Origin of the sequence: Flavobacterium sp. N2270 (assembly GCF_025947225.1) — a bacterium.
Lineage (GTDB): Bacteria > Bacteroidota > Bacteroidia > Flavobacteriales > Flavobacteriaceae > Flavobacterium.
This window is the reverse complement of the sequence record NZ_CP110005.1, coordinates 510,683-525,902: the sequence shown is the minus strand read 5'-3', so window position 1 is coordinate 525,902 and position 15,220 is coordinate 510,683. Positions and strand designations below refer to the sequence as shown.

Genomic DNA, 15,220 nt, shown 5'->3' with positions numbered 1-15,220 from the left:
GCAAATATTAAGATTTTCTAATTAATTTTCTTTTCAAATCTCAAAAAAACTTATTTTTTATTTAATAGTATAGCTGCTTCTTTGGCGAAATAAGTAGAAATTAAACTTGCACCAGCTCTTTTGATACACATTAATTGTTCCATCATTATTTTATCATGGTCTAACCAACCTCTTTCAGCAGCAGCTTTAACCATAGCATATTCCCCAGAAACCTGAAAAACGGTTACTGGAATATTCACAGCATTTTTAACTTCTCTTACAATGTCTAAATAAGCCATTCCTGGTTTAACCATAACCATGTCGGCTCCTTCTTCAACATCAGAAAGCGCTTCTTTAATGGCTTCAATACGATTTGCATAATCCATTTGATAGGTTTTTTTATCTTTTGGAACTTCAATATCAGCCTCTTTTGGAGCAGAATCTAAAGCATCACGAAAAGGGCCGTAAAATGCAGAAGCATATTTAGCTGAATAGCTCATGATTCCTACATTATGAAATCCGGCAGCATCTAAACCTTCGCGTAAACGCAAAACTCTTCCGTCCATCATGTCACTTGGTGCCACAAAATCGGCTCCAGCTTTTGCATGAGAAACAGCCATTTTTACTAATGCATCATTTGTAGCATCATTGGCAACATCGCCATCTTCAATGATTCCATCATGACCATAAATAGAATAAGGATCAAGAGCAACATCGGGCATAACAATCATTTCAGGACATGCTAATTTGATAGCTTTTATAGCTCTTTGCATTAAACCATTATCATTCCAAGCTTCTTTTCCGGTGTTATCTTTTAGTGAATCATCAACTTTTACATAGATGTTTACGGCTCTTATTCCTAAATCGAATAATTCTTTAACTTCTTCAACTGTTAAGTCAATTGAACGACGAAATATTCCTGGCATTGAAGGGATTTCAATTTTTACATTTTCACCTTCTGCAATAAACATTGGGAACATAAAATCAGCCGGACTTAGGCTGGTTTCTCTAACTAAACTTCTTATAGATTCATTTATTCTTAATCTTCTATTTCTTCTTAATGGGAACATAATATTTGTTTTTTAATGATTTTTCATTCATTAAATTTATCTATACAAAGTTAATTAAATATATCTAAAGGACATTTTAATTAGTTAACTATTGCTGATGAAAAGGATTATTGAATTTTATATCTTATTTTTGGAAAATGAATAAAATACTACTTTTATTTCTTTGTTTCATTTTTACAAGTTGTTTTGATGTAACTGAGCGTATTTACCACAAAAATAATAATAGTGGTAATTATACGCTTGTTGTTGATTTTTCAAAATCTTGGTTTAAGACAAAATCGGCTATTTGGTTAGAGGAAGTAGATGGAGTAACTATTCCAAATGAAGATGAAATAAAAGCAAAACTTGCTGAGTTTAGGTCTAAATCTTCTCAAATTGAAGGAATTTCTAATATTTCAACAAAGTATGATTTCAATAGTTATATTTTTACTTTTAAATTCAGCTATAATTCTATAAATGCTTTAAATTCTGTGTTAAATAGTATGGACAAAAGTAACGACTTAGTTCATTTTGCTAATATTAATGGAAATTTTGAGCGAATTGCTTCTTATCCTATTCCAAAAAAAATAGTTGAAAAAGAAGACAAAAAAGAAGACTTATTGCAAGCCAATATTATTGCTATTTATTCATTTGAAAAAGAAGTTTCAAAAATAAAAAATCAAAATGCAAAAGTTTCAAAATCAAATAAAACTGTTTTTTTAAAACAAAACGTTTGGAGTGTTTTGAAAAACAATACTTTAATGAACAATACAATATCATTTACACCGTAATTTATGAAGAAGTTTTTTTACTTATTAGCCGTTTTAATTCCGTTTTTAGCAATTGCTCAAGACAAGCATGATTATTTTATTCAATTTAATGCCGATCGATTTTCGAGTAAAGTTTCCCTTGATGAATTGTTTTCGCACAAAGCATTTAAAGAGTTCAATAAAGAAAGTTCAAAACTTAAACTAAGTGATTTTACTTCGTTTATAGATGATTCTAAAAAAATGGTAATTCATGGAAACTTTACAGATAGTATTTCATATTATCAAATTACACTTCCATTAACTTCTACAGTTAAATTAGAAGAATATATTAATGAAAATATTGAGAAACAAAATGATTTTATTGAAATTGATTCTTTAAAAGAAAGTATTAAAAGATTCGAAAATTACTCAAGTTATAAGTCGACTCATTCAAATTATTCTCTAGCTTGGAATGGAGAAAATTTAGTAATTTATGAAATTTTGTCTATTAAAGATGAAACAATTACTCAAGACTATGCTTATAACGAAAGTTATAATAATGATTATACGGAAGATTATGTTTATAATGAGGAAGAATCAGAACTTATTATAGAAAAGTTACCGCCACCACCACCAGTTTCTGAGTCAGAATATTATGAAGAAGAGTATGTTGTTGAAGCAACAGAAGAAGAGAGTGAAGAGGTTGATTTTGATTATTTTGAGAATTTAAAAACAGAATACGCTAAAGAAAAACAACTTACAGATCTTAAAAAAAGTATTCAACAAGAATATAATATTGATTTATTATTTAAAGATGGTTTTAAGTTTCCTACATCTAATAAAATTAATGTAAAAGCTGATATTTCATGTTGGTTAAACTATGGTTCAACTTTTTCAAATTTAAATTCATTATCATATCTTTTTAAATCGGTAGCGCGTTTAAATAATACATTAATAGAACAAAAACCTGTTGAACATGCTATAAAAGGATTAAATGCTGATTTTTATTTTGAAAATGACAAAGCTCGTTTAGAACAAACTATTGAATATTCAACTCCTTTAGCAAACATTATGAATAAAGTTGTTGACAGAAAAATCAACAAGAATGTTTTTAATTATTTTCCTAAAAATACTCCATTAGGTTATATGTCTTATCATGTAAATACTAAAGAAATTTTAAATAAATATCCAGAAATTTCTGAGCAAATGCTATCGAGTATTCCGCTAGAAAGTGAAGATAAGGATTTAATGATAGATTTAATGACTACTATTATTGATGAAGATGCTATTTCTACTATTTATGATGGTGATTTTAGTATGTTTTTACACAATATAGAGAAGTATGAAGATACAGTTACAACTTATAGTTATGATGAAAATTATGACGAAGTAATTGAAGAGAAAGTGGTAAACAAATCTAGACCTGTTTTTACATTTATATTTACTTCAACACATCCTACACTAGGAGATAAGTTATTAAAACTAGGAATTAGAAAAGGATACTTAATTGAAAATAATGATTATTTTGAAATTACAGAATCTACTCCTGTTGGAAATTTAAAAATTATTAAAGATAAAGATGTAATTGTCGTTACAAATGGAATTGATTATTTAAATAAGGGTAAAACTTCTGATTTTTCAAAAAGTGTAAAGAAAAATTTAAAGAAAAATTATTTACATGGTAATTTATTTATAGGTCAGTTAATTGATCTTTTTTCAGATGAAATAACCTCAGAAAAAGAGAAAAAAGCAATGTTAGAGTTTAAAAAGCAATTTAATTCTTTTGATTTTAAATCATCAAAATCATTAAATAACAACAAAATGAAATTTGAATTGAATTTAAATTCGAATACGTCTGATAAAAATATCATTTTACAAACATTAGATTTGATTGAATATTTAGATTAATCTTAATCTCAATAATTATAAAAATAAAAAAGCAGTAATTAATTCTAAATTACTGCTTTTTTATTTTTAAATCCAATCAATAGGGTTTTCTAATATTTTGATTAATTTTTCTTCGGCACTTCCTTCTTCAGGATGATGATCATAAACCCATTGAACATGTGGTGGCAAACTCATTAATATACTTTCAATTCTACCGTTCGTTTTAAGTCCAAATAGAGTTCCTTTGTCGTGAACTAAATTAAATTCTACGTAACGACCGCGACGAATTTCTTGCCACGTTTTTTGTTCTGGAGAAAAAGGTAAATCTTTTCTTTTTGCAACAATTGGTACATAAGCTTCTAGAAAACTATTTCCAACTTCAGTTACAAAGTTGAACCAATCTTCCATTTTCATTTCTGGAGTTTCTTTGCAATAGTCGAAAAATAATCCGCCTATTCCACGTGCTTCATTACGGTGTGTGTTCCAAAAGTATTCATCGCATTTCTTTTTATAATTCCGATAAAACTCAGGATTATGTTTGTCGCAAGCTGTTTTACAGGTTTCATGAAAATGTTTTGCGTCTTCTTCAAACAAGTAATAAGGCGTTAAATCTTGTCCGCCTCCAAACCATTGATTGATTATTTTTCCATTTTCGTCATACATTTCAAAATATCTCCAATTGGCATGAACCGTTGGAACCATTGGGCTTTTAGGATGAATTACTAAACTTAATCCGCAAGCGAAAAAATCAGCTTCTCCAACATTAAAAAGTTTTTGCATAGAATCAGGCAACTTTCCGTGAACAGCAGAAATATTTACCCCGCCTTTTTCAAAAACCTTTCCGTTTGCAATTACGCGTGTTCTTCCACCACCACCTTCTGGACGTTTCCATAAATCTTCTTTAAAGAAACCTTTTCCATCAATATCTTCAAGACCTTTGCAAATTTGATCTTGTAATTGTTGAATATATGCGTAAAATTTATTTTTCATTTTTTAAGCTTTTAGCAAACAGCTTTTAACTGTCAACTCAACTACTTTCTTTTATACTCTTTAACTGCTTCTACAAATGCTTTTGCGTGGTCTACAGGAATGTTTGGTAAAATTCCATGGCCAAGGTTAACGATGTAGTTGTCTGGGCCAAATTCGTCAATCATTTCGTGTACCATTTTCTTAATTACAGGAATTGGAGATAATAAACGTGAAGGGTCGAAATTTCCTTGTAAGGTTTTCTTTCCGCCAGTTAAATAACGTGCATTTTTTGGAGAAACAGTCCAATCTACTCCAATTGCAGACGCTTTTGATTTTGCCATATCGTTTAATGCAAACCAACATCCTTTTCCAAATACAATAACTTTAGTTTCTGGTGCTAAAGCTTCCACAATTTGGTTCATGTAATTCCATGAAAATTCTGTATAATCTGTTGGAGACAACATTCCTCCCCAAGAGTCAAAAATTTGTACCGCGTTTACACCGTGTTTTACTTTTTCTTTTAAGTATAAAATAGTTGTATCTGTAATTTTTTGTAATAAATTATGTGCCGCAACAGGGTTAGTAAAACAGAACCCTTTTGCTTTATCAAAACTTTTAGAACCTTTTCCTTCTACTGCATAACAAAAAATGGTCCATGGCGAACCTGCGAAACCAATTAACGGAACTTCATTATTTAGTTTTTCTCTAGTCATGTCAATTGCATCCATAACATAACCTAATGTTTCATTGATATCTGGGATGAAAACATTATCAACATCTGAAGCTTTGCGAATAGGATTTGGTAAAACAGGTCCAATTCCATCTTCTAACTCTACATGAATTCCCATTGCTTGAGGAATTACTAAGATATCTGAAAATAAAATGGCAGCATCTGGTTTTACAATTCGAATAGGTTGTACTGTAATTTCAGAAGCTAATTCTGGTGTTTTACAACGTGTGAAAAAATCATATTTTTCTTTAATTGCCATAAATTCTGGCAAATATCTTCCTGCTTGACGCATCATCCAAACTGGTGGGCGTTCTACAGTTTCGTTATTTAATGCTCTTAAAAATAAGTCGTTTTTAATCATTTTCTTGTGTATAATGTTCTACTACGTCGTTAATTACATCTTCGACAGTTGGTCTTTCTGCAATTATAATATTTGTTATATTCTTGTTTTCTAATGCTTCTGATGTAGATTCGCCAATACAAAAGCATATTTCGTCTTTTATTGTGTTTAATTTCAAATAACTTTCTACTGCCGATGGGCTAAAAAATAATATTCCATCGTTTTTTGTTTTTATTTTCTTTGAAGTTAAATTGGTTTCATACACTTCAATTTCGTTGAATGTTATTTTATTTTCTTTTAGTGAATTTGGCAAAATATCTCTGCGTAAATTTCCGTTAAAGAAAGTGTAGGTTTCTTTAGCATAAATTAGAGAAATAATTTCGGCTAAATCAGCTGCATAACCTGTAAATGCAATGACATTAAATCCATTTTCCGTTAGTAATTCTTTGGTTTTTAAACCCACACAAAAAACAGGTTTACTTTTTAAAGATTCCCATTTTGAATTTTTTAAAAGACTTAATACGGCATTTTGACTGGTAAAAATCAAATTTTGGTTGATGTTCTCTAGTTTAAATTCTTTTATTTTAGTTTCTATAAAGCTCTCTTCAGTTAATAGAAATGAATGATTAATCAATATTTGTTTTTGATTTTCTGAGAGTTTTTTTGTAGATAAAATAGAATTCATTAATTACTGTTTTTGTTGGTAATGTCATATTCTTCTTGTCCTAAACAGTATTTTTCAATGTCTTTATTGTTTCCATAAACCACTAAAATATCGCATTCTTCTATTACTGTTTCTGGTGATGGCCTACCGATAGATTCTTTTATTGTATTTTTTTTACCAATTAAATTCCTTTTTTCTTTTTTCCTAATAATGGTTACAAGGGTTAATCGATATTTGTCGATTGAGTCTAACTCTTCAAGTGTTTTGCCTATAAATTCTTTCCTTGCTTTTACTTCAGAAATGGTGTAATTATCATCTAATTGATAATTTTCTAAAGTAGATTTAAAGTTAATTTGTTTTGTTAGCCTATCTGCGCTTTCTTGTTCTGGATGAATGATACTATGAATACCCATTGCTTCAAGTACCGTATCATGAATGGGAGATAGTGCTCTACTTATGATTTTTACATTAGATAATTTTTTAATAATTGCCGTTGTAATAATTGCAGCCCCTTCACTTTCTCCAATTGCAACAACTACTTTATCTGCATCTTTTAATGGAACAGCTTCATATGCTAATTCATTTGTTGAATCCATACAAATTGCATGAGAAATTTTATCTTTTACAAGATTCACTTTGTCCATTTGTTTGTCTATTCCTATTACTTCATTTCCCGTTTCAGTTAAACTTAGCGATAATGACATTCCGAAATTTCCTAAACCAAAAACTATAATTTTCATAGTATTAACATTAGTTAATTAATATATTCTCTTTTGGGTATTCATAAAACTGGTGGTTCATTTGACGTAATAAACCAATCATTAAATTGAGCATTCCTATTCTTCCAATAAACATCGTTGCTATAATTACATATTTACTTGGTTCAGATAGAGTTGGTGTGTAGTTTAAACTTAATCCAACTGTACTAAATGCAGAAAAACATTCAAATGCAACAGTTAATAAAGGTGTTCCTTCTGGTTCTAGTATTAATAAAGCCATAATTGCTATTCCTATTACAATTAATGAAATGCATAAAATGGCAAAAGCTCTTGATGTAGATTCTATAGAAACTCTTCTTCCTCTAAATTGTATTCTGTTTTTTCCTTTTGCAACTGCAAAAATATTTAAAGTTGCCAGCGCAAACGTGCTTGTTTTTATTCCACCTCCTGTTGATGCGGGAGATGCTCCAATCCACATTAAAAATATTATAAATAATAATGAAGGAACAGTAAATTTAGTATAGTCTACAGTGTTAAACCCTGCTGTTCTCGGTGTTACAGAATTAAATGCTGCATTTGTTATTTTTCCAAACACTGTATTGTGCTCTAACATTGTATTGTTGTATTCTGAAACAAATAAAAATATCCAACCTGCAAATAATAAAATTATAGTTGTGTATATTACAATCTTAGTGTTTAAAGTAATTATAGGTACTTGTTTATGAATTATTTTTTTGTCAAACAATTCTATAATATATGTTTTTAAATATTGGTAAAAGTTGAAAACAATGTTGTGACCAAGTCCTCCAAAAATAACAAGTATCATTATGATCCATTGAAAATAGTAATGAAATCGTATGCTTTCATCGTATAAACCATTTGGTAAAATGGAAAACCCCGCATTGCAAAATGCAGAAATAGAATGAAAAATAGAAAAGAAAAACTGATTATCAATGTTTGGATTGTCTAATATTGATGAGTAAATAAAAATAGCTCCAACAATTTCAACTCCAATTGTAAATATTACCACATTAAGAGCTGCTCTAAATACATCCTTTAACCCTTCTTGAGCAATAAAATCTTTTGTATTTAACCCTTCTTTAAAAGTTGATCCACCTCTAAAAAAAAAGGCAAAGAACGATGTAAATGTTAATATTCCTATTCCTCCTAATTGAATCAATACAAGTATTATGGATTGCCCTATTAAAGTAAAGTCTTTTGCGGTGTCTACAACCGCAAGCCCTGTAACACAAACAGCGCTTGTTGCAGTAAATATTGCATTTGTAAAAGAAATACCGTTTGAAGTTGCACTTGGCATCATTAATAAAAAAGCTCCGGAAAGCGCTAAAATCATAAAACTACCTACAAATACAATAGCTGGGTTAAAGTAAATGTCATAAATATGACGTACTAATATCATTAACCTTAATAAAAAGTAAATGATTAAACCTCCTTCTAATATAGGTTTTATTTTTTGAAGAATATAACTCCAACTAAAGTCTTTGTTTATAATTGCTATGAAAGTAGATAGCACTATCATAACTGTTAAAATAATGAAGTTAACTAAAACTACTTTTTTATTGCTTTCATATTTGTAAGTAAAAAACTTAAAAGCATTAAAAGCAAGTAAACCAATAGAAAGTGTTAGAAGTCCTATTACGTGAGGAGAATTATAGTTTTCTTCAAAATCATATCCAAAGTCAAATACTATAAATAATAAGACAATGATGTCGAAAAAACGGTATAAGTAATTGATTAAGGATTCTTTTTCCATTTTTGAAGCGCTTATTTCACCTTTAGTTGTTTGCGAAGTTCTTCCATTAATGGCTTTCCTCCGTTTTGTAATATTTCCTTTGCGCAATTTTGCCCAAAATCAATGTAAGAATCAAAATTACAACTTTTTTTAATGGTAAACTTTTGTTTTCCGTCTAAAGAAAACAAAACGCCTTCAAAATTTATTTGTTTTTCATTTATAGTTGCTAAAGCACCAATTGGAGCAGTACAACCTCCTTCTAAAGTTTTAAGAAATTGACGTTCGATATAAGTACAAATTTCAGTGTCCTTGTTATTTAATTTAGCAAGAGCATCTCTTGTAAAATCGTCGTTTTCCATTGCAACAACAACCATTGCACCTTGAGCAGGAGCAGGAACCATCCAGGTTAGGTCTAAAAATTCACTTGGTTTTAAATTAATTCTTTCTAAGCCAGCGGCTGCAAAAATAGCGCCATTCCAGTTATTATCTTTCAATTTTTGCATTCTAGTATTCACATTTCCACGTAAATCCTCTACTTTATGTGTTGGATATTTGCTTAACCATTGTGCTTTTCTTCTTAAACTCCCAGAGGCAATTGTTGCTTCTGAATTTAAAAAATCTAAATTCCCTTTATGAATTAAAATGTCTAATGTATTGGCTCTTTCTAATACCGCTGCTTGAACAATTCCAATTGGCAATGAAGTTGGGACATCTTTCATTGAATGTACAGCAATATCTACTTCACCTTTTAGCATTGCTATGTCTAAAGTCTTAGTAAAAATTCCTGTGATGCCTAATTCATATAAAGGTTTGTTTAATATCAAATCTCCTGTTGACTTTACAGCAACTATTTCTGTTAAGTAGCCTAAGTCATTAAGTTTTTTTTGAACAGTGTGAGCTTGCCATAGTGCTAGTTCACTATCTCTTGTTCCAATACGTATTTTTTTTTTCAAAAGAAGTAGTTTAATTATTTAATTGAAAAACTTTTTCAATCCATTCAATACTTTCATCTACCATTGTGTTGTCGTCTTTTAAATGATTTGCAAAATGGGTTGTTATTTTTTGAATGATTCTATTACTAATTATTTCAGCTTGTTCTTCATTAAAATTATCTAGTTTTTTTCGTTGGTAATTTAATTCTGATTGTTTAATCGTCGATAGCTTTTCTTTTAGCGAATGTATTGTTGGTGCAAACCTTCTTGTTTTAGACCAATTTAAAAATTCGGTAATAAGTTCTTCAATTATTTGTTCTGCTGCTGGAATATGTTCTTTTCTTTTTTCAATAGTTTCATCAGTAACTTGAGACAAATCGTCTAAATGAACTAATGTTACCTCTTTGTTAATTTTTACGTCTTCATTTACATTTTTAGGAATAGATAAATCTAAAATTAGTAAAGGTTTTTTAAGCTTTAAAATTTCAGCATCAACAGTAGGTTTTTGAGCACCAGTTGCAACGACTAAAACATCAGCTTTTTGAATTTCTAATTGTAAATCGGCGTAGTCTTTTACAATTAAATTAAATTTTCCGGCTATTTGCTCGGCTTTTTCTTTTGTTCTGTTTATAAGAACTATGTGTTCGTTTTTTGTGTGTTTTACTAAGTTTTCACAAGTGTTTCTTCCTATTTTTCCTGTTCCAAAAAGTAAGATATTTTTATTTCCAATATCTGGAACATTATTCATTATGTATTGAACAGAAGCAAATGAGACTGAAGTGGCTCCAGAACTTATTTCTGTTTCATTTTTTACTTTTTTGCTTGCTTGTATTACAGCATTAACGATTCTTTCTAAATAAGAATTGGTTAATCCCATATTTTTACTTTCAACAAATCCTTGTTTAATTTGAGAAATGATTTCAAAATCACCTAAAATTTGACTATCCAATCCGGTTCCAACTCTAAAAAGATGATTTAAAGCTTCTTTGTTTTTGTGTACATAAGCAACTTTTTGAAAATCTTCAACAGTTCCTTGGCTATTTTCACAAAGTAGTTTTATCAATTGAAAAGGATGCTGTGCAAAACCGTAAATTTCAGTTCTATTACAAGTTGAAGTAACTAATAAACTTTCAATTCCTTCTTCTCTCGCTTGATTTAATAAATTTATTTTAGCGTTTTCATCTAAACTAAATTTTCCACGCATTTCGGCATCAGCTTTTTTATAACTTAAACCTACTGCATAAAACGTTGAGTATTTTCCTAAAGTATTTGTATCCATAGTTTGGTCCTTAAATAAAAGGAATACAAATTTACTTTTATCAATTTTATAAAAACAACGCTAAAAGTACTTTTTTTAACGATAGGTGTTTTTTTTACTAAAAACAATTGTTTAATTTAAAAAACCACTATTTTTGTACTATAATCAATGCTTTAAAGTTATTTTATTTAGAGTTGTTCTAAATAAGTCGATTTAAAAAGAAGAATTAAATCAAATCAAAAACAACGCTATGAGTGCAGTAGAGGAAATTAAAATTGAACAAGATTTTATTTTGATTCGTTTTCAAAACGATTCAAATGAAGTGCAACATGTTGAAAAACAGGTTAAAACAGGGTTAATTCAATTTCACTTTAATGTTAAAGGAAGTGCTAGGTTTAACTTTAATAACGGAACTTATAAGTTAGATTTAAATGCTGAGAAATCGCTATTACTTTATAATCCTCAAAAGGAATTACCTTTGCATTTAGAGATTGATCCAAATTCTTGGATTATTTCTGTATTAGTTTCAATTAAAAAGTTTCATACTTTGTTTTCTAATGAAGCTGAGCACATTCCCTTTCTTAGTGAAGAGAATCTAGATAAAAAGTATTATGGCGAAGAAGATATAAGTCCTTCAATGGCAATTGTATTAAACCAAATATTTCATTATAATCAGAATTCATCAATTAAAAATTTATACTTAAAAGGGAAAGGTTATGAATTGTTAAGTTTGTATTTTAACAGAAATGAAGATCCAAACGCTGAACAATGTCCGTTTTTAATTGATGAAGAAAATGTATTGAAAATTAAGAAAGCCAAAGAAATTGTAATTGCAAATATGGCAGAACCGCCAGGACTTCAAGAATTAGCAGATCAAGTAGGTTTGAATTTAAAGAAACTTAAAACAGGCTTCAAACAAATCTATGGAGATAGCGTTTATAGTTTTCTGTTTGATTATAAAATGGAATCGGCACGCAAGTTATTAGAAAGCGGATCTTATAATGTTAATGAAGTTGGTTTGCAAATTGGATATAGTACTTCAAGTCATTTTATAGCTGCTTTTAAGAAAAAGTATGGAATTACGCCTAAAAAGTATTTAATGAATTTAAATCTTAATGTTTAATCATTGGTTTGAATGATATACCAATAGATAAAAAAAAGAATAATAGTAAATAATTAAGAGCAAGACTTTTTACTTTTATAGAGCGAAAAAGAAATGTTTAAATTACAATATAAAAAATGAAAAAAGGAGTATTATTAGTAAATTTAGGATCGCCAGAAAGTCCAACACCAAAAGATGTAAAGCCATATTTAGATGAATTTTTAATGGATAAATACGTAATTGACGTTCCATTTTTATTAAGAGCTTTATTAGTAAGAGGAATTATTTTACAAACAAGACCTAAGAAATCAGCAGCAGCTTATGCGAAAATTTGGTGGGATGAAGGTTCTCCTTTAATCGTTTTGTCAAAAAGATTGCAAGCTAAAATTCAAAAGCAAGTTAGTGTTCCTGTTGAATTAGCAATGCGTTATGGAAATCCTAGTATTGAAAGTGGTTTGCAGAAACTAAACGATCAAGGAATTACTGAAGTTTTGTTATTCCCTTTGTATCCTCAACACGCTATGGCTTCAACAGAAACTATTTTAGTGTTAGCGGAAAAATTGCGTAAAGAAAAGTTTCCTCATATGAGTTTTACGATAATTCCTGCTTTTTACAACCAAAAAGATTATATCCGAGATTTATCAAATTCAATAAAAAGACACTTAGAAGGATTTGAATACGATCATTTATTGTTTTCGTATCACGGAATTCCAGAGCGTCACATTCGTAAAACAGATATCACAAAAAGCCACTGTAAAATTGACGGAAGTTGTTGTAATACACCCTCGCCAGCACACGAATTTTGTTACCGCCATCAATGTTATGAAACTACAAAACAAGTGGTTGAATTCTTAGGTATTGAAGAAGGAAAATACAGTCAAACCTTCCAATCACGTTTAGCAGGAGACAAATGGCTTACTCCTTATACTGATGTTGAAATTAACAAAATGCCAGAAAAAGGAATTAAAAAATTAGCCGTTGTAACTCCAGCTTTCGTTTCAGATTGTTTAGAAACTTTAGAGGAAATTGCTATGGAAGCTAATCACGAATTTAAAGCACATGGTGGTGAAGAATTTTTAGCAATTCCATGTTTAAATGATGATGATGATTGGGCACAAACTTTAAGCCGTTGGGTAGATCAATGGGCATTTCAAAATAACGAAGAAACTAAATAATGGCTGTTTCTTCAACAGAATTAGGTACATTAAGTATTAAACAATTACTAATTAAACAATCGGTACCTGCTGCTATAGGTATATTGTTTATGTCTGTTAATATTCTTATTGACACCATTTTTGTTGGACAATGGATTGGTTCTTTGGCAATTGCTGCAGTTTCTGTTGTATTACCAATAACATTTCTAATTTCTTCATTAGGAATGGCTTTAGGAATAGGAGGAAGTTCCATAATTTCGAGAGCTTTAGGAGCAAATGATAGAGAGAAAGCTTTAAAAACTTTTGGAAATCAGATTATGATGACGCTTAATTTAGCTGTCATTGCAGTAATTATTGGTGCATTTTATTCGGAAGAAGTTTTATTGCTTTTTGGAGCAAATGGAGCAATAATGAAACCGGCAAAAGAATTTTTTATGCCTGTTTTATATGGTGTGCCTTTCTTAGCGCTTTGTATGATGGGAAATACGGTTATTAGGGCAGAAGGGAAACCAAAATTTGCTATGATTGCCATGATAATTCCGGCTTTCAGTAATATTATACTAGACGTGATTTTTATTAAATTTATGAATTTAGGAATGTTTGGAGCCGCATTAGCTACATCTATTTCTTATTTCATGTGTTTCTCATTTATTTTATGGTTTTTCATTTTTAAAAGTGAACTGCGCTTACAAATGAGGCATTATTTTATTGATTTAAAAATTGTTTCAGAAATCGGCTCATTAGGTTTTGTAACATTTGCAAGACAAGGTGTTGTGGCAATCTTATCTATAATATTAAATCACACTTTATTCATTCATGGAGGAGAACACTCTGTTGCTGTTTATGGAATTATAAGTCGCATGTTAATGTTTGCTTTATTTCCTATATTAGGAGTTACCCAAGGTTTTTTACCAATTGCAGGTTATAATTATGGTGCAAAAAACTATGTTAGAGTAAGCGAATCTATTTCAACTTCCATAAAATGGGCAGCAGGATTAGCAACTGTTATTTTTATTGTAATTTTAATTTTAGCAGAACCTATTGTTGCTGTTTTTTCAACTGATTTAGATATTATTAAAGAAACTCCAAATGCACTTCGAATTGTTTTTGCAGCTTCACCTATTATTGCTATTCAATTAATTGGAGCAGCTTATTTTCAAGCAGCAGGTAAAGCAGCTCCGGCACTTTTGTTAACTTTAACCAAGCAAGGGTTTTTCTTAATTCCATTAATTTTAATTTTACCCAATTATTATGGTATTTTTGGAGTATGGATTTCGTTTCCTATTGCAGATATTTTGTCAACTCTAGTCACAGGTTTCTTTTTAAAAAGAGAAATGAATCGAAAATTAACGCACGCACAAGATGGAATATAACTATATAAAAGCATTACATTTAATATTTGTAATTACTTGGTTTGCCGGACTTTTTTATATTGTTCGTTTGTTTGTTTATCATGCAGAAGCTAAACAAAAACCACAACCAGAACAAGATATTTTAATTAAACAATACCAATTAATGCAATACAGGCTTTGGTATATTATAACTTGGCCAAGTGCTGTTTTGGCTAGTTTATTTGCCTTTTATTTGTTGTATTTAAATCCGGAATGGTTATCGCAATCGTGGATGCACATAAAGTTGGCATTTGTTTTGTTGTTGTATATTTATCATGCAAAGTGTCATCAAATATTTAAACAATTGCAAAATAATGACGTTAGAAATTCTTCTAATTTTTATAGAATTTGGAATGAAGGTGCAACCATAATTTTATTTGCAGTTGTGTTCTTGGTAATTTTAAAAAGTGCAATTAATTGGATTTTTGGAGTAATTGGAATTTTTATTTTTTCAATTTTAATCATGTTAGGATTTAAAATGTATAAAAGAATCAGAGAAAAAAAGAATGATTAAATCTTTCAACATAAAGCAAACATCGTTAAG

14 protein-coding genes are annotated in these 15,220 nt (G+C 29.5%); 6 read left to right on the top strand and 8 right to left on the bottom strand.

Annotated features, from left to right (window positions below):
* Positions 1–50: 50 nt before the first annotated feature.
* Positions 51–1,049 carry a porphobilinogen synthase gene (gene hemB, locus OLM55_RS02535; protein ID WP_264559851.1) on the bottom strand — a complete coding sequence of 333 codons (999 nt, stop codon included), beginning with the start codon at positions 1,047–1,049 and terminating at the stop codon, positions 51–53.
* Between the two features lie 137 nt (positions 1,050–1,186).
* Here hemB and OLM55_RS02530 point away from each other — a divergent pair, with 137 nt between their 5' ends.
* The gene (locus tag OLM55_RS02530) at positions 1,187–1,819 is read left to right on the top strand and encodes a hypothetical protein (protein ID WP_264559850.1); all 633 of its coding nucleotides are present in this window, start codon (positions 1,187–1,189) and stop codon (positions 1,817–1,819) included.
* A gap of 3 nt (positions 1,820–1,822) precedes the next feature.
* Complete coding sequence (locus tag OLM55_RS02525) at positions 1,823–3,685, top strand: DUF4836 family protein (RefSeq protein ID WP_264559849.1); 1,863 nt, start codon at positions 1,823–1,825, stop codon at positions 3,683–3,685.
* A 66-nt stretch (positions 3,686–3,751) separates the two neighbouring features.
* On the opposite strand, the gene hemF is transcribed toward OLM55_RS02525, so the two are convergent.
* The 7 genes from hemF to hemA are packed head-to-tail and all read right to left on the bottom strand — an operon-like array spanning position 3,752 to position 11,050.
* Positions 3,752–4,654 (bottom strand): oxygen-dependent coproporphyrinogen oxidase, encoded by a 903-nt coding sequence (hemF, locus tag OLM55_RS02520; RefSeq protein WP_264559848.1) that lies wholly within the window; start codon positions 4,652–4,654, stop codon positions 3,752–3,754.
* 41 nt (positions 4,655–4,695) lie between these two features.
* Positions 4,696–5,724, bottom strand: coding sequence for a uroporphyrinogen decarboxylase (gene hemE, locus OLM55_RS02515; protein ID WP_264559847.1), 1,029 nt, complete (start codon positions 5,722–5,724; stop codon positions 4,696–4,698).
* Entirely contained in the window at positions 5,717–6,388 is a 672-nt protein-coding gene (locus OLM55_RS02510; RefSeq protein WP_264559846.1) for a uroporphyrinogen-III synthase, read from the bottom strand. The genes hemE and OLM55_RS02510 overlap by 8 nt, the downstream gene beginning before the upstream one ends.
* Entirely contained in the window at positions 6,388–7,107 is a 720-nt protein-coding gene (locus tag OLM55_RS02505; protein WP_264559845.1) for a potassium channel family protein, read from the bottom strand. Before OLM55_RS02505 ends, OLM55_RS02510 begins: the two co-directional genes overlap by 1 nt.
* A 10-nt stretch (positions 7,108–7,117) precedes the next feature.
* Positions 7,118–8,860 (bottom strand): TrkH family potassium uptake protein, encoded by a 1,743-nt coding sequence (locus OLM55_RS02500; protein WP_264559844.1) that lies wholly within the window; start codon positions 8,858–8,860, stop codon positions 7,118–7,120.
* Between the two features lie 11 nt (positions 8,861–8,871).
* A complete protein-coding gene (gene hemC / locus OLM55_RS02495; protein WP_264559843.1) occupies positions 8,872–9,792 on the bottom strand; it encodes a hydroxymethylbilane synthase in 921 nt (306 codons plus the stop codon).
* A 10-nt stretch (positions 9,793–9,802) separates the two neighbouring features.
* The gene (gene hemA, locus OLM55_RS02490; protein WP_264559842.1) at positions 9,803–11,050 is read right to left on the bottom strand and encodes a glutamyl-tRNA reductase; all 1,248 of its coding nucleotides are present in this window, start codon (positions 11,048–11,050) and stop codon (positions 9,803–9,805) included.
* 229 nt (positions 11,051–11,279) lie between these two features.
* On the opposite strand from hemA, the gene OLM55_RS02485 reads away from it, so the two are divergent.
* From OLM55_RS02485 to OLM55_RS02470, 4 genes are all read left to right on the top strand, one after another.
* The gene (locus OLM55_RS02485) at positions 11,280–12,152 is read left to right on the top strand and encodes a helix-turn-helix transcriptional regulator (protein WP_264559841.1); all 873 of its coding nucleotides are present in this window, start codon (positions 11,280–11,282) and stop codon (positions 12,150–12,152) included.
* A 116-nt stretch (positions 12,153–12,268) separates the two neighbouring features.
* Complete coding sequence (hemH, locus tag OLM55_RS02480; protein ID WP_264559840.1) at positions 12,269–13,306, top strand: ferrochelatase; 1,038 nt, start codon at positions 12,269–12,271, stop codon at positions 13,304–13,306.
* On the top strand, positions 13,306–14,658 hold the full coding sequence (locus OLM55_RS02475) for an MATE family efflux transporter (protein WP_264559839.1): 1,353 nt from the start codon (positions 13,306–13,308) through the stop codon (positions 14,656–14,658). The genes hemH and OLM55_RS02475 overlap by 1 nt, the downstream gene beginning before the upstream one ends.
* Positions 14,648–15,190: a CopD family protein gene (locus tag OLM55_RS02470; RefSeq protein WP_264559838.1), complete on the top strand. Its 543-nt coding sequence runs from the start codon at positions 14,648–14,650 to the stop codon at positions 15,188–15,190. The genes OLM55_RS02475 and OLM55_RS02470 overlap by 11 nt, the downstream gene beginning before the upstream one ends.
* Positions 15,191–15,220 lie beyond the last annotated feature (30 nt).

Bases quoted from the DNA above. Each gene is read 5' to 3' on its own strand.
- hemE (WP_264559847.1), bottom strand. From the start codon at position 5,724: ATGATTAAAAACGACTTATTTTTAAGAGCATTAAATAACGAAACTGTA.
- OLM55_RS02530 (WP_264559850.1), top strand. From the start codon at position 1,187: ATGAATAAAATACTACTTTTATTTCTTTGTTTCATTTTTACAAGTTGT.
- OLM55_RS02525 (WP_264559849.1), top strand. From the start codon at position 1,823: ATGAAGAAGTTTTTTTACTTATTAGCCGTTTTAATTCCGTTTTTAGCA.
- OLM55_RS02485 (WP_264559841.1), top strand. From the start codon at position 11,280: ATGAGTGCAGTAGAGGAAATTAAAATTGAACAAGATTTTATTTTGATT.
- hemH (WP_264559840.1), top strand. From the start codon at position 12,269: ATGAAAAAAGGAGTATTATTAGTAAATTTAGGATCGCCAGAAAGTCCA.
- hemB (WP_264559851.1), bottom strand. From the start codon at position 1,049: ATGTTCCCATTAAGAAGAAATAGAAGATTAAGAATAAATGAATCTATA.
- hemF (WP_264559848.1), bottom strand. From the start codon at position 4,654: ATGAAAAATAAATTTTACGCATATATTCAACAATTACAAGATCAAATT.
- OLM55_RS02500 (WP_264559844.1), bottom strand. From the start codon at position 8,860: ATGGAAAAAGAATCCTTAATCAATTACTTATACCGTTTTTTCGACATC.
- OLM55_RS02475 (WP_264559839.1), top strand. From the start codon at position 13,306: ATGGCTGTTTCTTCAACAGAATTAGGTACATTAAGTATTAAACAATTA.
- OLM55_RS02505 (WP_264559845.1), bottom strand. From the start codon at position 7,107: ATGAAAATTATAGTTTTTGGTTTAGGAAATTTCGGAATGTCATTATCG.
- hemA (WP_264559842.1), bottom strand. From the start codon at position 11,050: ATGGATACAAATACTTTAGGAAAATACTCAACGTTTTATGCAGTAGGT.
- OLM55_RS02470 (WP_264559838.1), top strand. From the start codon at position 14,648: ATGGAATATAACTATATAAAAGCATTACATTTAATATTTGTAATTACT.
- OLM55_RS02510 (WP_264559846.1), bottom strand. From the start codon at position 6,388: ATGAATTCTATTTTATCTACAAAAAAACTCTCAGAAAATCAAAAACAA.